At 54.1% G+C, this 24,133-nt stretch carries 17 protein-coding genes; 15 read left to right on the top strand and 2 right to left on the bottom strand.

Going from position 1 to position 24,133, the window contains the following annotated elements:
• Positions 1 to 30 precede the first annotated feature (30 nt).
• Positions 31 to 942, top strand: a complete 912-nt coding sequence (locus D3P08_RS05600) for an ArsR/SmtB family transcription factor (protein ID WP_119598444.1) — start codon at positions 31 to 33, stop codon at positions 940 to 942.
• 84 nt (positions 943 to 1,026) lie between these two features.
• Here the strand turns inward: D3P08_RS05600 and D3P08_RS05595 are convergent, their stop codons facing one another.
• The gene (locus tag D3P08_RS05595; protein WP_119598443.1) at positions 1,027 to 2,076 is read right to left on the bottom strand and encodes a Gfo/Idh/MocA family protein; all 1,050 of its coding nucleotides are present in this window, start codon (positions 2,074 to 2,076) and stop codon (positions 1,027 to 1,029) included.
• 203 nt (positions 2,077 to 2,279) lie between these two features.
• Here D3P08_RS05595 and D3P08_RS05590 point away from each other — a divergent pair, with 203 nt between their 5' ends.
• From D3P08_RS05590 to D3P08_RS05545, 10 genes are all read left to right on the top strand, one after another.
• Positions 2,280 to 3,179, top strand: coding sequence for an AraC family transcriptional regulator (locus D3P08_RS05590; protein WP_119598442.1), 900 nt, complete (start codon positions 2,280 to 2,282; stop codon positions 3,177 to 3,179).
• A 216-nt stretch (positions 3,180 to 3,395) separates the two neighbouring features.
• Positions 3,396 to 6,557, top strand: a complete 3,162-nt coding sequence (locus D3P08_RS05585; RefSeq protein WP_119598441.1) for a glycosyl hydrolase — start codon at positions 3,396 to 3,398, stop codon at positions 6,555 to 6,557.
• 40 nt (positions 6,558 to 6,597) lie between these two features.
• The gene (locus tag D3P08_RS05580; RefSeq protein WP_119598440.1) at positions 6,598 to 8,763 is read left to right on the top strand and encodes an alpha-galactosidase; all 2,166 of its coding nucleotides are present in this window, start codon (positions 6,598 to 6,600) and stop codon (positions 8,761 to 8,763) included.
• Between the two features lie 76 nt (positions 8,764 to 8,839).
• Entirely contained in the window at positions 8,840 to 10,675 is a 1,836-nt protein-coding gene (locus tag D3P08_RS05575) for a cache domain-containing sensor histidine kinase (RefSeq protein ID WP_240647321.1), read from the top strand.
• On the top strand, positions 10,668 to 12,218 hold the full coding sequence (locus D3P08_RS05570) for a response regulator transcription factor (protein ID WP_119598439.1): 1,551 nt from the start codon (positions 10,668 to 10,670) through the stop codon (positions 12,216 to 12,218). The genes D3P08_RS05575 and D3P08_RS05570 overlap by 8 nt, the downstream gene beginning before the upstream one ends.
• A 112-nt stretch (positions 12,219 to 12,330) precedes the next feature.
• Positions 12,331 to 13,287: an ABC transporter permease gene (locus D3P08_RS05565; protein ID WP_119598438.1), complete on the top strand. Its 957-nt coding sequence runs from the start codon at positions 12,331 to 12,333 to the stop codon at positions 13,285 to 13,287.
• 14 nt (positions 13,288 to 13,301) lie between these two features.
• Positions 13,302 to 14,192: a carbohydrate ABC transporter permease gene (locus D3P08_RS05560; protein WP_119598437.1), complete on the top strand. Its 891-nt coding sequence runs from the start codon at positions 13,302 to 13,304 to the stop codon at positions 14,190 to 14,192.
• A 239-nt stretch (positions 14,193 to 14,431) separates the two neighbouring features.
• Positions 14,432 to 16,129 (top strand): ABC transporter substrate-binding protein, encoded by a 1,698-nt coding sequence (locus D3P08_RS05555; RefSeq protein ID WP_119598436.1) that lies wholly within the window; start codon positions 14,432 to 14,434, stop codon positions 16,127 to 16,129.
• A 117-nt stretch (positions 16,130 to 16,246) separates the two neighbouring features.
• Positions 16,247 to 17,221, top strand: coding sequence for a glycosyl hydrolase (locus D3P08_RS05550; protein ID WP_119598435.1), 975 nt, complete (start codon positions 16,247 to 16,249; stop codon positions 17,219 to 17,221).
• 150 nt (positions 17,222 to 17,371) lie between these two features.
• Positions 17,372 to 18,403: a LacI family DNA-binding transcriptional regulator gene (locus D3P08_RS05545; protein WP_338068706.1), complete on the top strand. Its 1,032-nt coding sequence runs from the start codon at positions 17,372 to 17,374 to the stop codon at positions 18,401 to 18,403.
• Between the two features lie 96 nt (positions 18,404 to 18,499).
• Here D3P08_RS05545 and D3P08_RS05540 read toward each other — a convergent pair whose 3' ends face one another.
• Positions 18,500 to 19,360, bottom strand: coding sequence for an AraC family transcriptional regulator (locus D3P08_RS05540; protein ID WP_119598434.1), 861 nt, complete (start codon positions 19,358 to 19,360; stop codon positions 18,500 to 18,502).
• A 292-nt stretch (positions 19,361 to 19,652) separates the two neighbouring features.
• Between D3P08_RS05540 and D3P08_RS05535 the strand changes: the two genes are divergently transcribed.
• Genes D3P08_RS05535 through D3P08_RS05520 form a run of 4 tightly spaced genes read left to right on the top strand, consistent with a single transcriptional unit; the run spans position 19,653 to position 23,861 of the window.
• Positions 19,653 to 20,810 (top strand): LLM class flavin-dependent oxidoreductase, encoded by a 1,158-nt coding sequence (locus D3P08_RS05535; RefSeq protein ID WP_119598593.1) that lies wholly within the window; start codon positions 19,653 to 19,655, stop codon positions 20,808 to 20,810.
• Positions 20,811 to 20,828: 18 nt separating this feature from the next.
• Positions 20,829 to 22,151, top strand: coding sequence for an ABC transporter substrate-binding protein (locus D3P08_RS05530; RefSeq protein ID WP_119598433.1), 1,323 nt, complete (start codon positions 20,829 to 20,831; stop codon positions 22,149 to 22,151).
• A gap of 4 nt (positions 22,152 to 22,155) precedes the next feature.
• Positions 22,156 to 23,028 (top strand): carbohydrate ABC transporter permease, encoded by an 873-nt coding sequence (locus tag D3P08_RS05525; protein WP_119598432.1) that lies wholly within the window; start codon positions 22,156 to 22,158, stop codon positions 23,026 to 23,028.
• 17 nt (positions 23,029 to 23,045) lie between these two features.
• On the top strand, positions 23,046 to 23,861 hold the full coding sequence (locus D3P08_RS05520) for a carbohydrate ABC transporter permease (RefSeq protein ID WP_119598431.1): 816 nt from the start codon (positions 23,046 to 23,048) through the stop codon (positions 23,859 to 23,861).
• Positions 23,862 to 24,133 lie beyond the last annotated feature (272 nt).

Here is a 24,133-nt window from a genome sequence, read left to right as displayed (position 1 = left end):
TTGCAAATTCTAAATGGAGGCTATTGGGGAATGCTGTTAACGACGGATTCCGCTTCGCTTAAAGTATACGAAGCATTAGCAAGCGAGGCGCGGCTGAAAATTATCGACTTGCTGTACCGGAAGGAAATGCATATCAAGGAGCTAGCGTCAGAGCTTTATCTCAGTAACGCCATCGTAAGCAGTCATGTAAACAAGCTGGAGCAAGCGGGGATCGTAGGCAGCCGAATGAGGCGGGTGAACGGCGGAACCTACAAATATTGCTATGTGAAGCAAGAGTATATGCAGGTCAAGCTATCTCCCCCTGTAGAAGCAGCGGAAACGTACCAAGAAATCGCCGTTCCGGTTGGCCATTTTACGGATTACGAGGTATGGCCCACTTGCGGCATCGCCACGACGGCGAAAATAATCGGCGATTATGATAATCCGGCTTGCTTCATGGATCCGGAAAGGGTAAATGCCGGCATTCTATGGTTCGCCCGCGGCTTCGTCGAATATAAAGTGCCGAACTATCTGCGCAAGGATCAGCGGCTGAAGGAAATCGGGATCTCGATGGAGATCGGCTCGGAAGCGCCTCAAGTGAACGAAAATTGGCCGTCGGATATTCGGTTTACGCTGAATCAGAAAATGCTTGGGGTTTGGACCAGCCCGGGTGATTTCGGCGAGCAGAAAGGGAGGCTGACCCCCAAGTGGTGGCACAAGGACGTCAATCAATATGGCGTCTTGAAGGCGCTGCGCATCAACGAGAGGGGAACGTACATTGACGGCCAGCGCATTTCGGATGTAACGCTCAGCGAATTGCAGCTGGACCGGCCGTTTTGGACGTTCAGCCTGAGCCCCGAGGGTGCCGGTTCCGGGAGAGGCGGGCTGACGTTATTCGGCAAGGGCTTCGGCAACTACGACCAGGATCTTGTCATCCGGTACTATTACGACGCTCTACGCTAACGAGCGTTTCCTAACTGCCTGGTTTCAGATAGGAAACGAAGAATGGCCATGCGGACGTTAAACCCGCATGGCCATTTTGTTCCGTTAACGTTGGGCCATAAATTCCGTTATGTTCACCTTACGGCCAGCGCTCGCGCTCTCAAGCGCGGCGAGCACCATAGCCATGCTGAAACGGTTATCGCGGCAGTCTGTCTCCGCAAGCCGGCTTTCCTCCAATGCGGCGAACATCTCATCCAGACAACCGAAGTGACCCGAGCGCAGTTGGTTTAATGCCGTCGAAGGAGCCTCTACCCGGACATAATCTTTGATGAATTTTCCAGACTGATCGCCGTCTGCGATAACTTCCGCATAAGGCGCTCCGTGCCCGTCCCAGATCGCGGTGCCCTTCTCGCCGGTAACGCGCCACTGCGCCTCCCAGGAGGTTGGAGCTCCTTCCGCGCACCAGGAACCCCGGTAGTTGAAGACCGAACCGTCGGACATTTCAAAGATGCATATGGCCGCAGCGCTGCCCGCGTACCAGGAGCCGGGAGGATTAAACTCCTGACAGTAGACGGATACCGGGTCAGCTCCAAGAATGAGCCGCGCCTGGTCGAAGGTATGGATCGCCATATCCAGGAGCAGGGGGCTTGCCATCGCATCGCGGAAGCCGCCAAAATGCGCGCCGATAAAGAAATCCGCGCCGATGAATCCGGGCTTGCCGATTGTTCCGGAGGCGATCATCTCCCGTAAGGCGCGAATACGCGCGTCGTACCGGCGATTTTGCATAACGGCATGGGTGCGGCCCGTCTGCTCCGATACGCGCACGATTTCATTGCAATCGTCCATCGTTTCGGCCAGCGGCTTCTCGCCGAAGACATGGCATCCCATTTTCATCGCCGTGGTGCTGATTTGAAAATGGCTCGCCGGAATGGTGACGTCAAATACGAGGTTTGCGCCAGTCTGCTCGATCGCTTGGGCGATATCGGTAAAGACCGGGCAGGACAAGCCTTTACTATCTCTCTTCGCTGCCGCGAACGCTTCGTTTATATCGACCAGGGCAACAATCTCGGTATCCGGCCTCTCTAACGCGTAATCGATCCAAATATTCGACATGCCGCCGCATCCAGCAACGGCAACTTTATATGTTATCGTCATCGTCCCCGTTCTCCTCTCAAATCTGTTTTGACTGGATTAGCCACGAACCTTCCTCTCAGCTCTTCAAACGGATTCGCCATCTTGATTACCACTCCTATTTTGGCATATGGTATTCCTAAGCATCTTCAGTATAGCTTGATCGTAAACCCATTTCTCGTCTAATCTTGTGCAATACTAGTTCTATTTTGCGGGGGGTGAGCCTGGTGACCTATCCGAAGGAGCTTCGGGAAGTAACAAAGCTGGCGGAGAAAAACTATCCTTTTATGATCTTCTTCAATCAATGCCCCGGCGCAAGAGCCGGCCAATCGATTCTTTTCTTACATTGGCACGAGCATTTCGAAGTGATTATGATGCAGCAGGGAACCGGCATCTTTCATATCGACAGCCAGCCTTACGAGGCTTCGCCTGGCGATGTGCTGTTCGTTCCGGCCGGCGGACTGCACACGGGCTTCAGCTCTTATGAAGGCGATATTGCCTTTGTGTCCATCGTTTTCAATGGCGCATTATTCAACGACTTCGTCCATGACCCGCTGCATGCGAAATACGTTCGTCCCTATCTGGAAGGAAGAGTGCAGCTCCCGGTCAAGCCGGCGCTCCATAAGCCGGCTTGCGCGGCCCAATACAAGCTGCTGGATGAGGTGATAGCGGAATTCCAAGCGAACCGGCCGGCCTATCAGCTCATCATCAAATCCCAGCTGCACTTGCTGTTCACCTTGCTGGCACGCACCTTCCTGCCGCTGCAGCTTCCCGAGCACGTGAATAACCGCTACACCGAGAATCGGGAGCGGTTCAAAGCGTTGATCGAATATATCGAGTCGAATTTCGCTGACAAGCTGACCGTAGAGGAGGCAGCCGGAAGGCTCAATTTGAATCCCTATCATTTCTGCAAAATGTTCAAAAAGATAACAGGCCGGACCTTCATCGAGTACGTGAATATGTGCCGCATGAATGAAGCGGAGCGACTGCTCCGGGAGGAATCGCTGTCGGTCACCGAAATCGCCGGAAGAGTCGGGTGCGATAACCCGAATTACTTCACGAAACTATTCAAGCAGTATAAAGGTATGACGCCGTCTCAGCTGCGCAAGCAAGCGGTAGTTTGGTGAGGCTGATATCCATAAGTTTAGAAAGCCGCCTTGGTGAAGGCGGCGTTTTTTTATGTTGAAGCGCATGAATAATGAGCAGACATTGAGAAGTATATTTTGTTAGTTAAATTACAAAACAAAATCATAACAAAACGTAACATTCATATTGTTTTTGAAAGCGTTTTATATTATGATAATTCTGGATTCATAAGTCTGAACTTTAGGGAGGGAGACTTGATGTTCTTGAAGTTTAGGGTAAGTTGCAGTGTCATTCTTTGCTTTGTTGTGTTATTTTATTTGTTAGGAACGTTAGGAAAAGGTGCTTCTTGGGTTATCGCTTCCGAGCTATCGGTCGTAACACCGCCGGACGATTCGGCGGGCGTCGTCACCGTCACCTATGCAGACGCAATATTAGAAGGATATGGAATCGAGAAGCGGGGTCCGGTCAATGAAGGCGAGGATACGCTTTATGACGGAGAAGGCTACATTTCCTACTTTTTCGCCGAGGATGCCAGCGCACAGGAGCCGGCCGGAAGCGCCGCGTTTACGGTGAACGTCGAAGAAGCGGGGCTGTACAAGTTAAGCTTGGGCTATTATATTCCCGAAGGCTACGGCAGCAAGGCAACCGGCATCCAGGTCAACGGTACAGGCGCCGGTGAACTGATGCTGGACGCGCCGGCTGCGGGAACCGTTCGAGCTGAAAAGATGGTTAGCAAAGTTTTACTGAACGCCGGCAGCAATACGGTAAAGATTATGCGGGGCTGGGGCTATTACGGCATCGAGTATTTGAAAGCTGAACCGGCCGCTCCGCCGGCGTCAGGCAATAAGCTTGAAGCGGAGGACGGTATCATGACGGGCGGCGTCTCGATCGGCACCTCGGGAACGGGATATTCCGGCGAGGGGTATGCGGCATTCCAGCAGACGGGTTCTCTTGTACTGACCTATAACGCGCCCGCCGAAGGCATGTATGATGTCGTCATCGGTTACAGCTCGCCGAACGGAGAGAAGAAAACCAGCATGGTCATAAACGGGCAAAACACGGAAATTACGTTCGCCGAGACGACGGCGTTCTCCGAGGTTTCCGCCGGCAAAGCGTTACTGCGCGAGGGCAGCAACACGATTGAATTTTTGCCGAACTGGGGTTGGTACAATATCGATTATGTCAAGCTGACCGCCGCTGCTGCGACGGATGGCCACGACGTGACCGGCAGCTTGAACAATCCGGAAGCCACGCCCGAAGCTAAGGCGCTGATGTCATACTTAGCCAGCCAGTACGGCCGCAAGATCATTTCGGGACAGCAAACGCTTGAAGACGTGGAGTGGATCAAGCAGCAGACAGGCAAATACCCGGCGATATTCTCCACCGACTTGATGGATTATTCGCCTTCCCGCGTGGAAAACGGGGCGACGTCAACCGAGGTTGAGAAGATGATCGCCTGGTATAACCGCGGCGGCATTGTAGCGCTTTGCTGGCATTGGAATGCGCCGAAGGGAATTGGAGGCAACGAACCCGGTAAGGAATGGTGGAGAGGCTTCTACACGGAGTACACGACGTTTGACGTGGAATATGCGCTTCAACATCCGGATTCTGAAGATTACCAGCTTCTCATCCGAGACATTGACGCGATTGCGGTTCAATTAAAGCGCTTGCAGGATGCGGGCGTGCCGGTGCTTTGGCGGCCGCTGCACGAGGCGGAAGGCGGTTGGTTCTGGTGGGGCGCGAAGGGACCGGAGCCGACGAAGCAGCTGTGGAATTTGATGTACGACCGCCTGACCAACTATCACAACCTGAACAACCTGATTTGGGTGTGGAACTCCGAGAAGGCGGACTGGTACCCTGGAGACGATGTCGTGGACATCGCCAGCGTCGATATTTACAACCCGGCAGGCGATTATAACCCGAGCATCGCAAGGTACGAGGGCCTCGTCTCGCTAGTGAACGATAAAAAAGTCGTAGGCTTAGCGGAAAATGGTCCTATTCCGGATCCGGATATGCTGCAAACATACGGCGCCGACTGGAGCTTCTTCAGTACTTGGACCGGCAGCTTCATCAAAGACGGCAACACGAATACGGCGGAGCATTTACACAAGGTGTACCATCATGATTACGTGATCACGCTCGACGAGCTTCCGTCGGACCTGTACCCGGATTCACCGCCGCCATTGCCGAACAACAACCATAATAACGGCGCAAACCAAAGTGGTGCCAGCAATAACGGCGGAACGAAGCGGGTAGAGGTGGACGGCATCGAACTAACGGATGCTTTAAGTAAATTGGCTGGGATGCCTATTGAAAGACAAGTGTACGAAGTTGCGGTCAGCGGCAGCGACGCGGTTGAGGCGGTTCTTCCTGCATCCGCGCTTCTCCAAGCAGCCGGCAGCACGCCGAACGCGACAATTCGAATAAAGTCGGATGCAGTCTCGTACAGCCTTCCGGTTAAGCTTATCGACATCAGCGCCTTGGCTGAACAGCTTCAAACAGAAGCTTCTGAGATTCGCATTTCCGTCGCGATGGAAACAGTTAGCGAACAAGAAGCGGAGGAGCTCCTGAAAAAGGCGGGGACTTCCGGCATCCGGCTGGTTAGCGGCTTGTTTGAGTTCACCATAACAGTCGAAACAGCCTCTGATTCAATCGAGTGGAGCGACTTCGGCAGCACGTACGTCTCTCGTACGATTTCACTGCCGCAATCGCCGCGCGGCAATATGACGACGGTCATGCTTGATCCTGCGACAGGCGAAATGCGTTTCGTTCCGGGTCTTATTGAAGAGACGGACGGCAAAACAATCGTGACGATAAAAAGGAACGGGAACAGCGTCTACGGTGTCGTGAAGCTAGACCGAACGTTTGGCGATCTCGATGGTCATTGGGCGAAGGACGACGTGGAGATGATGGCGAGCAAGCTTATCGTCCATGGAATCGATGAAGAGCGCTTTGCGCCCTATCGTCCCATTACGCGCGCTGAGTTTGCCTCCCTCGTCGTAAGAGCGCTTGCTCTGACGCCGAAGCCGGGTAAGGCTGTTTTTGCCGACGTTGACCCGTCAAGCTGGTATGCAGGCGCAGCAGGCGCGGCGAATGAAGCCGGCATTTTGATGGGTTACGCGGATGGTACGTTCAAGCCAAACGATTCGATTACGAGGGAACAAATGGCCGTTATGGTTGACCGAGCTCTTGCATTCGCAGGGCAAAAGCCGGCAGCTGGAACCGGTGCCTTGGCGAGATTCAGCGATCATTCATCTGTAAGCGTATGGGCGAAAGACAGCGTCGACGCTTTATTGACTGCCGGTCTCATGCAAGGGATGGATGGGGAACGATACGCGCCGGAGGCCAAGGTGGACCGTGCTCAGGCCGTTGTGCAGATCAAGGAACTGCTTCTATATCTTAACTTTTTAAATGCCTAATAATCGATGAAATCGTAAAGAGAAAATGGGAGTGGAATAAGTGGCCATTTACGTAAACAATGAACAGCAAATTTTTCATCTGCAATCCGGCGATACCAGCTATGTCATTCAAGTCGTAGACGGCTATCCCGTACACACGTATTGGGGGCGCCGGCTGCGGGCGGACGGCAACCTGGAGGGACTTGCTCCTTATACAGGCAAGGCGTTCCTCGATTGCACGCCGCAAGAGTATCCGCAATACGGCTCGGGCGATTTCCGTTCGCCTGCGTACCAGGTGCTGCTTGAGGACGGCAGCCGGATCACGGAGCTTCGCTACAAAGGCTATACAGTCTCGGCCGGAAAGCCAGCTCTTGAAGGTCTGCCCTACGTCTATGCGGAGTCGGACGATGAAGCGGATACGTTGGAATTGGAGCTGGAAGATTCGTATACCGGCATGACGGTTGTTCTTCGTTACAGCATCTTTTCGGGCGGCGCGATTACGCGTTCGGTCCGATTTGCGAACAAGGGAGGCGGCACGCTGAAGCTATTGCGCGCGCTTAGCGCGAGTGTAGACCTGTTCGGTAAAGGCGATCATGAGCTGTTGTATCTTTCCGGGCATTGGACGCGGGAGGCGCACATTCAGCGCAGGCCGCTCGGCCCCGGAGCAACGAGCTTCGGCAGCCGGCGGGGGATGAGCAGCCATCAGCATAATCCGTTCGCGGCCGTAATCAGTCCCGGAACGGACGAGGAGCATGGCGAAGTGTACGCCATGAATCTGGTATACAGCGGTAACTTTCATGCCGAAGCGGAGGTCGACGCATTCGGAATCGTTCGAATGGCGATCGGACTGAATCCGTTCGATTTCGCGTGGACGCTTCAGCCGGGGGATTGCTTTCAAACGCCCGAGGCGGTGTTGGTTTATTCGGCCGAAGGCCTGGGCGGCATGTCGAGGGCCTATCACCGCCTGTATCGGAAGCGTCTCTGCCGCGGTGTTCACCGGGACCGGGAACGTCCGATACTCGTTAACAATTGGGAAGCGACGTACTTTAATTTTACAGCGGAGACAATCGAGACGATCGCCGAGGCGGGAGCAGAGCTTGGCATTGAGCTATTCGTGCTGGATGACGGCTGGTTCGGCAAACGCGACAGCGACAACAGCTCGCTTGGCGACTGGGTCGAGGACCGGCGAAAGCTGCCGAACGGCCTTCGGGATTTGGCGGAACGGATTAACCGGCGCGGACTGAAATTCGGCCTATGGTTCGAGCCTGAAATGATTTCGCCGGACAGCGACTTGTACCGCTCGCATCCCGACTGGTGTCTGCACGTCGCCGGCCGCCGCCGAACGGAGGCCCGCTGGCAGCTGGTTCTCGATTTATCGCGGCAGGAAGTTCGGGACTATCTGTATAACGCGCTTTCCCGCATTTTCACGGATGTCCCGATCGCCTATGTCAAATGGGACATGAACCGGGCGCTGACGGAGATCGGATCCGCGGCGGCGCCGCCTGACCGGCAGCAGGAGATCGCGCACCGGTATGTGCTCGGACTCTACGAGCTGCTCGAGAGGTTGACCTCGGCATTCCCACACATTCTGTTCGAAAGCTGCGCCAGCGGAGGCGGGCGCTTCGACCCGGGTATGCTGTATTACATGCCGCAGACGTGGACCAGCGATAATACGGACGCGGTGGAGCGGTTGAAAATCCAGTACGGCACCAGCCTGATCTATCCGGTAAGCGCGATCGGCGCCCATGTATCCGCAGTGCCGAATCATCAAGTCGGCCGGGAGACGCCGCTCAAGATGCGCGGCGAGGCGGCGATGTCCGGCAACTTTGGCTACGAGCTCGATTTGACGAAATTCAGCGAAGCCGAGAAAGCCGAGGTCAAGGAGCAGATCGCCATGTATAAGGAGATCCGCTCGCTTGTGCAGCAAGGCGATCTTTACCGGCTACGAAGTCCGTTCGAGAGCAACGAGACAGCCTGGATGTTTGTGACGGAGGATCGTTCGGAGGCGTTGGTGTTCTTCTTCCGTGTCCTTGCCAAGCCGAACCCTGCGCCCGAGATGCTGAAGCTCAAAGGAATTGACAAATCGCTGACGTACGAGATTGAAGGGCCGGACGGCATGATCGGAACGTTCGGCGGCGACCGCTTGACGCAGGCAGGCTTAATCGTTCCGCAGCTTTCAGGCGATTATGCCAGCACTTGGTTTAAGGTAAGGGCAGTAAGCGCATAGTTCGATAATTGGAGGATGTCTCGAAGCCGCGGCTTTGGAGACATCCTTGTCTCATTTTAAGTGAAGGGTGAGCTGGATGAGTATGTTCAGGATAGAGCCGAGCCCTTGGAGGCGCGGTTTAACGGCTTTTTCTACCTCTATGAATAATATCCGAACGAGAAGAAAGCTGGTGCTCTCCTACCTGCTGGTCGTTTTCCTGCCGGTGCTGGTCGTCGGACAGCTGCTCACGAATACGCTTCGGGAGCAATCCGTAAATCATGCCGTCGAGCAAGCGGCTAACAATTTGAAAAAAATCGAACGGCAGGTGGAGGAAACGCTGCAAATCCATGAAGGCGTTTCGAACACCATATTTTTTGACAAAAAATTAAAGGAAATTGTCTCTCGAGAATACGCTTCGGAATCCGAGGTGTTTCAGGCGTATCGCAGCTATGACAGCTTCACCACGTATTTGGAGCTGTATAAAAGCATTGCCGGCATCCGGATGTATGTGAACAACGAAACGCTGCTCGAGAATTGGTCGATCTTCCGAACGGATGCACAGACGGCCTCCGCCAGTTGGTTTCAAAACGGGCTCGAAAGCCGGGGCAAAATTGTATGGGACTACGTGCCCGATCCGACCAGAAGCAATGCGAAGCATCTAAGTCTTGTAAGACAGGTTTATAACCTCGATATGAGCTACATCGGCATGCTCGTGATTAGCGTAAACCCAGGCGTGCTGAACGCGATCTTGGAGCAGGAGCCGTTCGAGACGCTGATTTATACCGACCGCGGCGAGATCGTCGCCTCCAATGACAAGGCATGGATTGGGAAGCCTCTGCAGCAATTTCTTCAGCTGGAAGGGGAGCTTCCGCGGGAAGCTGACGGAGTCCGCTCGATCCGCTTCAGGGACGAGCCGGCCAAGCTGCTCGTGGAGTCGATCGAATTTGCGGCTAGCGCAGACCGCTTGCATATCGTAAGCGTCATTCCGGAAACATCGATTGTTCGGGATGCCCGTCAGGTTAGCCTGATCGCCTATACCATTGTCGGTGCCAGCTTGTTGGCCTCCTGTGCGCTCATTCTGTTCTTCTCCGCTGCGATCAGCAAGAGGATCAGCGTCCTTAGTCATGACATGCGGCGGGTGGCCCGAGGCGATCTTCAGCATTACTCGCTCGTCAAAGGCAACGACGAGATCGGACAGCTCTCACGCCATTTCAACCATATGGTCGCGAACATCGGCGATCTGATGCGCCAAGTCCGGGAGGTGGCCGAATCGCGTCATGAGCTGGAGATGAAACAGAAGGAAATCCGATTCAAGATGCTGGCCAATCAGGTGGACCCTCATTTCCTGTTCAATGCGCTGGAGACGGTGCGCATGAAGGCGCACTGCAATGGAGAAGGAGAGATAGCCGACATCGTGAAATCGATCGGCGCGCTGCTGCGAAACAATTTAGAGGCGGGCCAAGGCGCAGTGCCCTTCGCTTCGGAGATCGAACTGACCCGGATGTATCTTGAGATTCAGCATTTCCGGTTCGGGTCGAAGCTTGCGTACAGCCTCCCGAATACGAATGAAGTCCAGGATATAACGATTCTGCCTTTGCTGTTGCAGCCGATCGTGGAGAACGCAATCGTGCACGGCATCGAGCGGAAGATCGGTTCGGGATTTGTCGATGTCAGCCTCGACTTCGAGCCGGGGAAACTGCTGGTTGTCATAAAAGATAACGGAGTCGGTATCGAAGCGGGGAAGCTGCATGACCTTGTGGCGTCGCTGGACGATCAGGAGGATGACACGGGCAAGCGGATCGGCCTGCGAAACGTTCATCAGCGGATGAAGCTATTTTACGGTCAAGAGTACGGGCTGCGGCTCACAAGCCGGGAGGGCGAAGGTACAACCGTGATCATGACATTGCCGAGAGGAGAACAAAAGCATGTATAAATTGGCGATTGTTGACGACGAACCGGTCATTCGGCAGGGCCTCAAAACGATTATCGACTGGTCGAGCTTCCAAATCGAGCTTTGCGGCGAAAGCGACAACGGAGTGGAGGGGCTGGCGCTTTGCCGTGATATGAAGCCGGATGTCGCCATTATCGATTTGAAGATGCCCGGCATGGATGGAATCGAGCTGATCGAAGAGGCCCGCAGGATCGGGCTGCAGACGGACTTTATCGTGCTGAGTGGATACTCCGAATTTTCCTATGCGCAGAAGGCCACGGAATTCGGCGTTCGTTGCTATCTGGTGAAACCGATCGAGCCGACGCAGCTGATTGCAAAACTTAAGATGCTGCGCGGCGAATGGGAGGAACGGGATCGGCGGCAGAAGCAATTGGCGGACGCCATTCCGCTTCGCGCCGAACGTATGCTGCAGCGGCTCTGTGAAGAAGAGACAGCTGCCGAGAAGCTGGACGAGTCCGATTTGCGCCTGTTCGCAAAAAGGGGAGGACAGCCGTGGCGGCAGTACCGCGTTTTTCTGCTTGGCGAAGAGCGGGAGGAGTCCCCGTTATCCGCATGGCGCGAAGTGCAGGAAGCGGTCGAGCGGAAGCTCCTGCGGCACGGGCCGTGCATTACTGGCATCGTAAGGCCTTATCTCGTGATCGTAACCGAGGAACACGGCATTAACGAGTTGATTGACCGGCTGGGGGAAGAGGAGCCGGAGCTTTCCCGTATGGATATCGTGGTTGCGGAAGGAGAGCGGGCGGCGGAGCTGTCGGATATCCATCGCGCTTACCGGACGGCTTATCAGCTAATGAAGGACAAATTTCTGCACGGAAGGTCCGGGAGCGCGATCGTTCCGGTTACGGATGGCGACGGCGCCCCGCCAGCCGATGTCTCCGTTGAACATTATGCGGCGGAGATTGCCGAATATGCGGCGGCCGGTCACGAAACCGCGATTGCAGAAACGATCGGCAGGCTGGAGCGGGATGCGCTTCATTCGGGCTGGCAGGAGTCCCGTATCAAGGCCGCATTGGCGTCTATGTATGTAGAGATTGTCGGACGGTTGGCCGCAATCGACGAAAGCGTTCGCGCGCACGCGCTTCCCCTGCATCGGTTCGTAGAGGAGCTGAAGATTTGCTGCACGCTGCGAGATGCGTGCGGTTATACGGAGCGCGAGCTGTACCGGCTGATGGAGAGCTGGGGCAGGGCACGGAAGCATGAGACGTTCGCGCAGCTGCTCGATTACGTAGCCGAGCATTTCGGATCGGGCCTGACGCTCGAGAGTCTGGCCCGCACCTTTCATTACAACAGCTCGTATCTTGGCAAGCTGTTTAAGGCGCAGACCGGCGAGACCTTCAACGCCTACCTCGATGGGCTGCGTATGAAGCAGGCTAAGCGTATGCTGGCACAGGGAGCGAAGGTCTATGAGGTAGCGGCCGCCGTCGGATATGCGAACGTCGACTATTTTCACGCGAAGTTCAAGCGGATGGAAGGGGAATCGCCGTCAGCTTTCCGGGAGAGGTGGCGAGGCGGCAACCGGACATAACGGATGTCTAATTTTTATATGAATGACCTCCGGATCGCCTCGTATTGAAAACGCTGTATTTTCTTTATAGTTGGAAATGTAGCGTTTACATCAATAAAGGAGCGTTCACCGGATGAAAACTGAAACTTCACTACAACCGCTCTCACAGGTCTCCAGAACAAAGCGATCGCTTTGGAGAACGATGATCGAGCAGCGATATCTGTTTTTGATGTCGCTTCCCTTTGTCGCGTTAGTATTCGTGTTCAATTATTTGCCCCTATGGGGCTGGACGATGGCTTTCCAAAGCTTTAAGCCGGGGCTCGACTTCTCCGAGCAGGACTGGGTCGGAATGAAGAACTTCATTGCGATTTTCCAAGAGCCGCAATTTTACCTTGTGCTGCGGAATACGCTTGCGATGAGCTTTATGGCATTGATCGCCGGCTACACCGTGCCTGTCCTGTTCGCAATTCTGCTCAACGAGATTCGGTTCGCCTTCTTCAAAAGGTCGATACAGACCATCTCGTACCTTCCGCATTTCGTGTCATGGGTTGTGGCCGCCGGCATCATAACGAAGATCCTTTCGGTGGACGGGGTCGTGAACGAGCTGTTAATGTGGCTGAACATAACGGACAAACCGATCCAATTCATGGCCAAAGGGGAATGGTTTTGGGTGATCGTCACGCTGTCGGATCTATGGAAGGAGATGGGCTGGAATTCGATCATCTTCCTGGCTGCCATTGCGGGAATCGACCCGGAGCTGTACGAAGCGGCGACGGTTGACGGAGCAAGCCGGTTCCGGCGCATCTGGCACATCACGCTCCCCGGTATCCGGTCGACCATGATGGTTATGCTGATCCTCTCCATCGGGTGGCTCACAAGCATCGGATTCGAGAAGCAATATTTGCTTGGCAATAGTCTGGTGTTGGATTATTCGGAAGTGCTTGATCTCTACGTGCTCAACTACGGCATCGGAATGGGGCGCTTCTCCTTCGGCACGGCGCTCGGCATCGTCAACTCGATGGTCGCGATAACGCTGCTGCTTCTCTCCAACTGGATTTTCAAGCGGATTACCAAAGAAAGCGTCATATAGGAGGAGGCAGCAAAATGAAATATCGCGCAACACCGGGCAGCGTCGCCTTCAACGTTTTTCTGTACGGATTCATGCTGCTCGTGGGCATCGCAACGATTTATCCGTTCTTGAACCTTCTGGCTATCTCGTTCAACGATTCGCTCGATACGGTAAGAGGCGGCATCTACGTGTGGCCGCGTATGTTCACCTGGAATAATTACGAGCAGATTTTTAGGTATAACGATCTGCTGACCGCATTCAAAAACTCGGTGCTTCGCACGGTGCTGGGTACGTTTCTCGGCATATTGAGCGGCTCCATGCTGGCCTATGTGCTTAGCCGCAAAGACTTTATCGCACGCAAGCCGGTCTCGTTGTTTTTCGTGCTGACGCTTTATTTCTCCGGCGGATTGATCCCGGTCTATATGCTGATGCGCGATCTAAGCCTGATCAACAGCTTCTGGGTTTATATTCTGCCAGGCATCGTGAACGCTTGGAACGTATTCGTTATCCGTTCCTACATGGACGGGCTGCCGATAAGCCTGCAGGAGTCCGCCAAGCTGGACGGGGCAAGCGATTTGACGATTTTCTTCCGTATCATCTTACCGCTTTGCAAGCCGGTGCTTGCCACCATCGGGCTGTTCGTCGCGGTAGGGCAGTGGAATTCCTGGTTCGATACGTTCCTGTATAACAGCACGAACTCGGAACTGACGACGCTGCAGTACGAATTGATGAAAATATTGTCGGACACGCAGGCTGGAGACAGCTCGCAGGCAAGACTCGGCAGCTCCGAATTTGCCAGCCAGGTCTCGCCGGAATCGATCCGCGCATCCATTACGATGGTAGCCACGCTGCCGATTCTCGTCGTATACCCCTTCCTGCAGCGCTATTTCGTCAAAGGTTTGACGCTGGGCGCGGTGAAGAGCTGACTTTCGGTACTAACAGTGCGTGTTCAAAAAGTCTGGTTTTCAGCACCGAGAAGATTGGATGAAGCTAGGAAATGAGGAGCGGAGCGTAGTGGAAGCTACGTGAGCACCGGAAGTTCCGGCTGAATTCAATATTCGATGTCGAATAAGCTTCCCGAGATGCTTCGTGATCAAAACTGGACTTTTTGAACAACCTCTAACAGGGAACTGTTGATACAATATAAAAAATGGAGGGTTAACGAATGAAAAGCGTTAAAAAGTGGTTCGCGCTTCCGCTGGCCGCCCTGCTCATCTTCCTGTCCGCATGCTCGGACGGGAATAATGGAAACAGCGCGGGCACGGTGAACAACAAGGAAGAGGCCGAGGGAGAACCGGCGGACACGCTGTCTCCGATTACGATCACGATGTTCAGTTCGCAGCCGAACACGCAGTGGGAAGATATGGAGAGTCCAGTCGGCAAAAAAATTAAAGAGCTGACGGGCGTTACCCTGAAGCCCGACTATCCGGTCGGCGATCCGATGCAAAAGCTTTCGCTTATGGCAGCAAGCGGCGAATATCCGGATCTAATTTTCGCGAACAACAACGTCAATACGATTATCAATGCCGGGGGTCTGATTGATCTGACGCCGCTCATCGAGGAGCATGGGCCCAATATTAAGAAGCTGTACGGGGATTACCTGAACCGTCTTCGCTGGAGCAAGGACGACCCATCCATCTATTTCCTCGGCACTTACGGCGTTAATGAAGAGCAGTGGGAGCCGCGCGACGGCTTTATGCTTCAGCACGAGGTCGTGAAGGAGCTTGGTTATCCGGAAATGAAAACGGTTAAAGATTTCGAGAATGCGATCCGCGCTTATATGGAGAAGCATCCGACGATCGACGGACAACCGACGCTTGGCTTGTCGCTGCTGGCGGACGATTGGAGGATCGCGCAATCTGTCACGAATCCGGCCGTCTTCTCCACGGGCGGTTCTGACGACGGCGAATGGTATATCGACGACGAGACCAAGGACCCTGTCATCCATTACACCCGGCCTGAAGAGAAGGAATATTTCAAATGGCTGAACCATATGTTCAACACGGGCTTGATCGATCCGGACAGCTTCGTGCAAAAGTACGACCAGTATAAAGCAAAAATCGCATCCGGAAGGGTGCTCGGACTCATCGATTCGGAATGGCAGTTCCGCGAGCCGGAACAGGCTCTACTGCAAGCAGGCAAGCCGGAAAGGACGTACGGCATGTATCCAATCGTCCTGAATGAGAACTTTAAAAACCGCAACTTCCAAAGCCCGGGCTATTCCGGCGGTACCGGCGTCGGGATCTCGACCAGCGCCAAAGATCCGGTAAGAATTATTAAGTTCCTTGATTGGCTGTGCTCCGAAGAGGCGCAAATTTTGAATAACTGGGGTATCGAAGGCGAGCACTACACAGTCGAGAACGGCAAGCGCGTCATTTCGCCGGAAGAGATGCAAAAGCGTATTACCGACCCGCAATACGGCAAGAAGACAGGCATCGAGACTTACCTGTATCCGTTCCCGGAATACGGCGTAGGCGTCAAGGATTCAACCGGACAAACCTACAAGATCGACTCGAAGGAGCAAATTATCGGGAAATATACCGATATCGAGAAAGAAGTGCTGAAAAACTACGGCGCAACGATGTGGATGGATCTGTATCCTAAGGTTGACGAATTCCCGGTCAAGCCATGGGGAGCGGCATGGCAGATCAACATCCCGCAGGAATCCGAAGGCGCGATTACGATGCAGAAGCTCAATGAAGTGGTAAGAAAGCGGATTCCGGAGATGATCATGGCCAAGCCTGAAGCATTCGACGGCTTGTGGGATTCGTTCCAAGCCGAGCTGAACGCGATTGGCGTTCCGGAGCTGGAGGAGCAGTTCCAGGAGCTGTTGAACGAACGGATCGAAATGTTCAGCGAGTAACCGCTGATATAATCTGCCGATTAAGAACTGCCCTTTGCGGGGCAGTTCCTTGTCGTCATTTTGGAAGTTTACATCATAAATATAGACAAGTAAGCTTGTCCGATAGGAGCGAAACCTATGAATAACCTTGTTCAGGCATCCCCCTGCAATCCTAAAGCGACCGATGAAGTAAAAGCCGTTCTTCGCTATTTATCCGATCTTTCCGGCAAGGGAATCCTTACCGGACAGCACACGCAGACAACCGTGCAGAAGGAATTGCGGTATATAGAGGAGAACACGGGAAAGCTGCCGGCTTTATGCGGCTTTGAATTGCTCGCCTATTCTCCCGGCATCAACTATTCAGACGCAAGCGACGAATGCTTGATCGAAGTAGAAGAAAATAAAAATACGCTCCACAATGCCTTGGACTGGGCGGTAAACAAGAAGGGGTTAGTCACCTTTACATGGCATTGGTTCTCGCCGTTCGGCAGCAGAGATAAGGGCTTTTATACCGAGAATACCATTTTCGATGCTTCCCGCGCCGTAGTGGAAGGGACGGAAGAGTACAAGGCGCTTATTGCCGATATGGATCATATGGCTGAACACCTTAAGATTTTCCGCGATAAACGGATCCCCATTCTGTGGCGTCCGTTCCACGAATCGGAGGGCGAATGGTTTTGGTGGGGAGCCAAAGGTCCGGTAGTCGCCAAGAAGCTGTATCGCATAATGTATGAGCGGTACACGGGGCATCATGATTTGAACAACTTGGTATGGGTTTGGAATTCACCGCTGCCGGAAGGTTATGTCGGAGACGATGTGTGCGATATCATTTCGCGTGACTTGTACCCTCCGAAACATACGCATACGGATTTAGAGCAGGAGTATAACGAATTGATTCAGATCACGGCGTCCCGAAAGCTGACGGCGCTTGGCGAAATCGGCGTCCTTCCCAGTATTTCGATGCTATCCGAGACGCGCATACCGTGGGTTTGGTATATGACTTGGTCGAATGATTTCGGCGCTTCCGAAGAATGGACAACCAAGGAAGAACTGCGGAGCGCCTATAACCATCCATATGCCGTGACATTGGACAAACTGCCGAAGCTCTTCTAAGCGGATAGAAGTTTTGAAGGGAGTCTGCTCCGTAAGCTTTCAGATCGCCCACCTTCGAAAGGCCTCGATAGGGTTTTCTTTGCATAACGTTATGTTGTAAAATAACAATTATTGCACATTTCATAACGAGAAATGCAGGAGATAAAGACGATGGCGATTAGAGGCAGAGTCACTGTACAGAAGATAGCGGATATGACGGGCGTGTCTAAATACGCCGTTTCAAGAGCGCTCTCCGGCAAATCGGGCGTCAGCGCTAAGACAAGAGAAATGATTCTTCGCGCCGCAGGGCAGCTTGGCTATTTTAGCGACGATCCCGGTAAATTGCCCGCCGATCTGGCCGATGACTATAACCGCAATAAGGTTACAGGAACCATTGTCGTGCTGTTCCCCAATGTGCGCTATCAAAACAACGAATCCGTGTATTGGGGCCCAATCTTCGACGGCATTAAATCCCGCTTGAACCAGAGGGGCTTGGATTTTTTGAGTCTGACGGAGCCTTCGAGGGATAACGTCTTTTCGCTGCTGAATCCGAATGCGGTCCAAGGAATCATAACCGTCGGGTCGATCTCCACTACGATTCTGCTTGAGATGCATCGGTTTCAAATTCCGGTTGTGATGGTCGATCACGAGGATCCGGCTTTTCGTTGCGACACCATATTTACTGACAATTTCTCTTGTATGAGGGATCTTATCGCCAAGCTGATCAGCAGAGGCTACAGGGACTTTCAGTTTCTAGGCGATATCGGGGACGCGCCTAGCTTCTTCGAACGTTATATTGCATTTAAGACGGGCTTGGAGCAGCACGGCATTCCTTATCAGCCCCTTCCGCAGCTTATTGGACCCGAAGCGAAAGATGTAGGCAGCCTGATGGCGGCATTTCCGGAGGATGATTTGCCGGAGGTGCTGGTATGTGTAAACGATTCTCACGCCCAATTTGCAATTGAAGCGCTCGAAAATCGAGATATTCACATCCCGCAGCGCTGCGCGGTCACGGGGTTTGACAACGCGTTTGAGAACTTGCCGCTTCTGGCCACCGTAGACGTTAACAAGGAGCTTCTCGGCATGCGGGCGGTCGACCAAATCGTATGGCGAATGAACAACAGGGATACAAGCTTCGAGAAAAAGCTCATCTACGGCGATGTCATTATTAGAGATCAATTCGCTTACGTCCCCAACGCTTAAAATTGCACGTCATTCGATAAAAGAGGGAGTCCGGCAGTCCGTCGGGCTCCCTTCTGCATTTGCCGGGCATGCAAGTTGGATTATGGGGCTGCATGACTAATTGCTGGCGCGAAACCGAGAAGGAGCCAGTCCGGTATATTTTCTGAAAGCTTTAGAGAACGTAGGCAGGTCGATAAAGCCGACGCTATGCGCGATCTCGGCCAGTTTATAATCGGTGTCCTTCAGAAGCGCGATTGCCTCGTTCATCCTTAGCTGCTGCAGGTAGTTCATCGGTGACATGCCGTATTTTTTATGGAATTCTTTCGTGAAATGCGCTCGGTCTACGCCAACGTAACGGGCCGTTCCCTCGACCGTAATCCCGTCCGCGTAATGAATGTCCAGATAATCTTTACCTTTCTCCAGCCAGGCAGCCGTGCGGACAGCGGGAGCGGGGTGAGCTTTGCCGGATGCGGATAAGGCATCGAACAGCCGGTACATGCAGCTGAGCCGGGACAAGTCGGCATGCGGCCGTTCACCCTCGGTCATCAGGTCGAAAAACTGCTTCATCGCTTCGACTGCTTCCTCCGTAGCGCCGCCTTCCTGATGGGGGCAATGCGGCGAGAGCCCCGCCTTCTCCATTAGACTGTGCGCATGTTTCCCATCGAGCGTAAGGAATACTTTGCGAAGCGGAGCTTCGGGCACCGTATAGTATTCATGCGTCACCTTCGGAAACAAGCCGTACAGGTCGCCCGGCTTCAGCGGGAAAGCACGGCCCCCTTGCAGGAACGTGCCTTCGCCCTCGAGTACCAGAATTAGATAATAATAAGGCGAGGAGACGGGCCCCATGTGATAGTTGGGTTTCGCCATGGTGGCGCCAAGCCGGATGGGCCAGGCCGGTCCCGTCTTTTCGAAGGCGCTAGGCGTGAAATAATGGATTTCAAGCAGCTCGTGATGGTCCTCGCGCATATTGTTGAACAAGGCAGTCTCCCCCCCTTTTTGATCTTATTTTACATGCAGCCCCCTTGCCGAATAAACACTTTTTTACGACGAAGCACACAAAATGACAAATAAATTTCCCGACGAAATGACATAGACGCCTGATGGGCGAATCAGTTATGATGCTGATAACAAATTAATCCGATTAGATTTGTTGGATATCTACCGGACGACCGGAGAAGCAACGACGAAGCGAGGCCTCAAGCAGGCATACTTTGTTGTTGCTTTTTTTTGCGGGCTATTCGACAACGAAGTGCAAAGGGAGACGATTATGATGAAAACAACGGATAAAGTGGAATTCGGCTGGTTTATTCCAACGAACGGAGACGGCGAATTTGTCGGCGTGCCGGCGGAGAGGGAGCCGTCGCAGCAGTATTTCGCGCAAGTCGCTCAAGCGGCGGAACAAGCGGGCTACGAGTTTGCTCTGATTCCAGCGGGAGGCGATTGCTGGGATGGCTGGATCGTAGGCTCCTGGGTAGCGTCGGCTACAGAACGGCTTAAGCCGCTGATCGCCATGCGTCCCGGCCTCATCACGCCGGTGCTCGCAGCCAGAATGGCGGCGACGCTCGACCGGATGTCCGGAGGAAGAGCCCTCATTAACGTCGTGACGGGGCATTATCCGGCCGACCTCAAAGCAACCGGCGATCCGCTCCACGGCAGCCATGACGAGCGCTATGAGCGGACGAAGGAATTTTTGGAGGTCGTCAAAGGGGTATGGCAGCACGACGGCGATTACCTTGACGGATTTAACTACGCAGGCACGCATTACCAAGTCGAGGGCGGCGTAAGCAAGCCGGCCCCTTCACAAAAGCCGCATCCGCCGCTGTACTTCGGCGGGAGCTCGGAGGCGGGCAAACGCGTCGCCGCGGAAACCGCGGACGTGTATTTGATGTGGACGGAGCCGCTGGATTGGATTAAAGGGCAAATCGCCGAGATGCAAGGTTACTTGAAGGAACTGGAGGAGACAAAAGGGATCAAGCGCCAGCTAAAGTACGGCATTCGGGCGCAGCTGGTCGTCCGTGAGACGGAAGAGGAGGCATGGGCGGCGGCTTGGCGGATTCTAAGCAAGGCCGATCCGGAGCTGCTGAAGTCGAGAGAGAAGCTTCACGCGAAGACGGACGCCACGAACCAGAAACGGCAAATGGAACTGTGGCAGCAATCGCAGGAGAATGACTTCGTGATCGGCCCTAACCTATGGTCGGGCTTGTCCGCTATCCGCGGCGGAGGGGCGGTCGCTTTCGTCGGCACGCCGAAGCAGGTTTCCGACCGGCTGCTCGAATTCGTCGACGCGGGCGTTACCTCCTTTATTTTATCCGGGTATCCGCACCTGGAAGAAGCCGAGATATCGGGAAGGCTGCTGCTTCCGCTCGTGAAGCGGAAGCTGGTGGAAAGAGAGCTCCGGCTGGAGCAAGGCCATGTGACTAGTTCATAACATTGGGAGGAAATAGAGATGAAATCGATATTCAAATTATCCAAAATCGCGCTAGTCATAGCGGCAGCGCTGCTCGTAACGGTTCTTGCCGCATGCGGGTCCGGCAATGGCTTGGGCAATAGCGCGAATAACAACGATAGCGGAGGAGCAGCCGGCGAAACGAAGCAAGCAGGTTCGGGCGTCAAAGATCCCGTCACGATCAGCTTTCTGCATTGGCGCGGGGAGGACCAGGCTGTCCTCGACGTCATCATCGACAAGTTCGAGCAGGAGCATGCGGGCATTCATGTGGAAACGCAGGTGTTTCCGTCCGACCAATACCAATCGACGGTGCAGGCCAAGCTGATCGACGGCTCCGTCGGCGACGTCTTCACCTCGTTCCCGGGCGCGCAGTTCGAAGCGATCGCCAAGGCGGGATTGTTCGCGGATCTGTCGGGCGAGTCATTCGTCAGCGCCTATGAGCCGGCCCTTATCGAAGCGGGACAAAAGGATGGCAAGCAGCTGGCGCTGCCGTACCAGCTCGTCTACAATATACCGATCTACAACGTAGCTTTGTTCGAGCAGCACGGAATCGAAGTGCCGAAGGACTGGGACGGCTTCTTGGCCGCCGCGGAGAAGCTGAAGGCCGCCGGTCTGACGCCGATCGCCTTCGCGGGAGCGGATATCGGTCCCGGTCAATTCATGAACCCGATGGTCATGAACAATGCCCCCGATGAACAAATTTTCGCCAAGCTGCAAGCGGGGGAGGCGAAGCTAACCGACGAATGGTGGGTCAAGACGCTGACCCAATTCAAGGAACTGAACGATAATGGGTACTTCCAGAAGGATGCGCTCGGCACGAAGGCCGATGCGGCAAACGCCTTGTTTATCCAGGAGAAGGCAGCTATTCTGGCAAGCGGTTCCTATCAGCTGGCGGGCAATAAAGCGAGCAATCCGAATCTCCGCCAGAAGCTGCTAGCGCCGATTACCGTTCCGGCCGATCAAGCCGTGTTCGAGGGCATCCATACGACAACGTTTATGCTCGCCGTTAATAGCAAGTCGAAGCATCCGGAAGAAGCGAAGCTGTTTATCGAATTTTTGAGCCGCAAAGACATCGCGGCGGAATACGCGAACGGAACGGGCCAGAACGTGACGGTGAAGGATGTGGACTATACATCCGAAGAGCTGAAGGTGGTATCGGAGTGGACCACGAAAAAAACGCGCTTCCAGCCTCGCTTTACGATTACGAACACGGAAGTGCAGGAAGCCGTGCTCAGCTCCATTCAGGCGGTGCTTGGCGGAACCGAACCGCAAAAAGCCGCGGAAGAAGCGCAAGCGATCGTCGATCAGCAGATAGGGAAGTAATCCCATGAAGAAATGGATGAAGCTTATGCCATTCTGGGCGCCGGGCTTGCTGTTGTACGCATTATTCTTCATCTACCCGACGCTCACCGGTTTTTATTATTCATTCACCGATTGGGACGGCTTATCGCCGTCCTATCGGTATATCGGATTTGACAACTACGCGGCCGTATCGCAAGATATCGTCTTTCACAAATCGCTCGTCAACAATTTAAAGTTCATGGCCGCGATCCTACTGAGCCAGACGGTCATCTCGCTGCTCCTCGCGCTGCGGCTGACCCGGCAATCGAAGGCGATTGTGGCGCTCAGAGCGCTGTATTTCCTTCCAACCGTCCTTTCGTCCGTGTCGGTCGGTTTTATTTGGACATTTATTTACGATCCGACGCTAGGCTCGCTAAACGCGTTGCTTGAGCGGGTTGGATTATCCACGTGGGCACAAAATTGGCTTGGCGACTCCGCAATCGCGATTTTCTCCGTCGCCGCCGTTCAGGCTTGGGCGCATATTGGACAAATGGTCATTTTATTCGTGGCGGGGTTGCAGTCGATTCCGAAGGAGCTGCTCGAATCCGCCCGGTTGGACGGGGCCGGACGCTTCAGCCTTTTCTTCCGCATTACGTGGCCGCTGCTGGCGCCCGCCGCCGCGATCGTAGTGTCGTATACGACGATCCAGTCGTTCAAAGCATTCGATCTCGTCTTCACGATGACGGGCGGAGGTCCGGCCTACTCCACCGAAATCTTGTCGACCTACATTTACGGCTCGGCGTTCCTCAGCTACACGTTCGGGAAAGCGGCGACGGCGTCCGTCTTCTTCCTCGCGCTGATCTCGATCATTACGTTCCTGCAATTCCGTCTGCTGCGAACGGACCGCATATCCTACTAGCAACGGAGGTATTTGAAATGCTATTGAATTGGCTCAGCCGGCTTTTGCTGGCCGCGTTCGCGGCTCTTATTCTGGCGCCGCTCGCGATTGTTGTCATAACGGCGTTTAAGACGAGACCGGAATTTTACGCGGATCCGCTCAGTCTGCCCGCTTCCTGGACGTTCCATAATTTTGCGGCGTTATTCGATGGGCAGCCGATGTGGGCGTATTTTCGCAATAGTGTCGTCGTGACGGTGTTCTCGGTCGCCGCCGAGCTGCTGATCGCCGGCTGCGTTGCATACGCGATTATGCGGTCGGGAAAACGAATGGCTGGAGCGTTGTTCGCCTTGTTCGCGGCAGGACTCATGGTACCGTCCCACGTAAATATGATTCCGCTATATTCGCTGCTGCAAAAGCTCGGCTGGAGCAATAGTCTAACGGCGCTGGTGCTCGTAACGGTGTCGGTGCTGCTGCCGCTTTCCGTCTTTATGCTGTCGGGCTTCATGAAGACGCTGCCCCGCGAGCTGCTGGAGGCGGGGGAGATCGACGGCGCCGGGCACTGGACGACGCTGGTCCGCATCGTCTTCCCTTTGTGCGCGCCCTTCCTTGCCGCCACGGCAGCCTTCCTGTTCGTGATCGTGTGGAACGACCTGCTATTCCCGATGCTGCTCATTAACGGCAAAGACAAGCTGACGCTGCCGCTCGCGCTGCTGCGGTTCCGCGGGGAGTACATTACGGACTATCCGCTGCTGCTGACGGGTGTCGTTGTGACGGCGGCGCCTATGGTCGTTTTGTTTGTATTCTTGCAGCGGTATTTCATATCGGGGGCGCTCGCGGGGTCTTTAAAGGGCTAAGGCGGAGCGAACTGTACACGAAGCGCGGCTCTGCCGCATGGAGATGGGGATAAGGAGAAAGATGAACGCAGAGCAGATGGGCGGCTCTGCGTTTATTTGCATGGGATAATAAAACGCGCAGGAATAACCTATTGACAGATTTTGTATATCGATGATAACCTATAACAAATCTCAGTAAATAAATCGGAATAGTGTAGTATTGGAAACCAACCGAATATGAAGATGCGATTATTCCTGCTATCGCGTCTACCGGATCACCGGAGACCTTCCTC

This window comes from Paenibacillus nanensis (assembly GCF_003583765.1).
GTDB classification, from domain to species: Bacteria; Bacillota; Bacilli; order Paenibacillales; family Paenibacillaceae; genus Pristimantibacillus; species Pristimantibacillus nanensis.
Note: the sequence above shows the minus strand (reverse complement) of the source record. Positions and strands in the feature narration are given on the sequence as shown.

Coding starts and splice junctions, on each gene's coding strand:
- D3P08_RS05560 (WP_119598437.1), top strand. CDS start 13,302: ATGAAATATCGCGCAACACCGGGCAGCGTCGCCTTCAACGTTTTTCTG.
- D3P08_RS05525 (WP_119598432.1), top strand. CDS start 22,156: ATGAAGAAATGGATGAAGCTTATGCCATTCTGGGCGCCGGGCTTGCTG.
- D3P08_RS05585 (WP_119598441.1), top strand. CDS start 3,396: ATGTTCTTGAAGTTTAGGGTAAGTTGCAGTGTCATTCTTTGCTTTGTT.
- D3P08_RS05555 (WP_119598436.1), top strand. CDS start 14,432: ATGAAAAGCGTTAAAAAGTGGTTCGCGCTTCCGCTGGCCGCCCTGCTC.
- D3P08_RS05565 (WP_119598438.1), top strand. CDS start 12,331: ATGAAAACTGAAACTTCACTACAACCGCTCTCACAGGTCTCCAGAACA.
- D3P08_RS05570 (WP_119598439.1), top strand. CDS start 10,668: ATGTATAAATTGGCGATTGTTGACGACGAACCGGTCATTCGGCAGGGC.
- D3P08_RS05530 (WP_119598433.1), top strand. CDS start 20,829: ATGAAATCGATATTCAAATTATCCAAAATCGCGCTAGTCATAGCGGCA.
- D3P08_RS05545 (WP_338068706.1), top strand. CDS start 17,372: ATGGCGATTAGAGGCAGAGTCACTGTACAGAAGATAGCGGATATGACG.
- D3P08_RS05520 (WP_119598431.1), top strand. CDS start 23,046: ATGCTATTGAATTGGCTCAGCCGGCTTTTGCTGGCCGCGTTCGCGGCT.
- D3P08_RS05575 (WP_240647321.1), top strand. CDS start 8,840: ATGAGTATGTTCAGGATAGAGCCGAGCCCTTGGAGGCGCGGTTTAACG.
- D3P08_RS05535 (WP_119598593.1), top strand. CDS start 19,653: ATGAAAACAACGGATAAAGTGGAATTCGGCTGGTTTATTCCAACGAAC.
- D3P08_RS05595 (WP_119598443.1), bottom strand. CDS start 2,076: ATGACGATAACATATAAAGTTGCCGTTGCTGGATGCGGCGGCATGTCG.
- D3P08_RS05550 (WP_119598435.1), top strand. CDS start 16,247: ATGAATAACCTTGTTCAGGCATCCCCCTGCAATCCTAAAGCGACCGAT.
- D3P08_RS05600 (WP_119598444.1), top strand. CDS start 31: ATGCTGTTAACGACGGATTCCGCTTCGCTTAAAGTATACGAAGCATTA.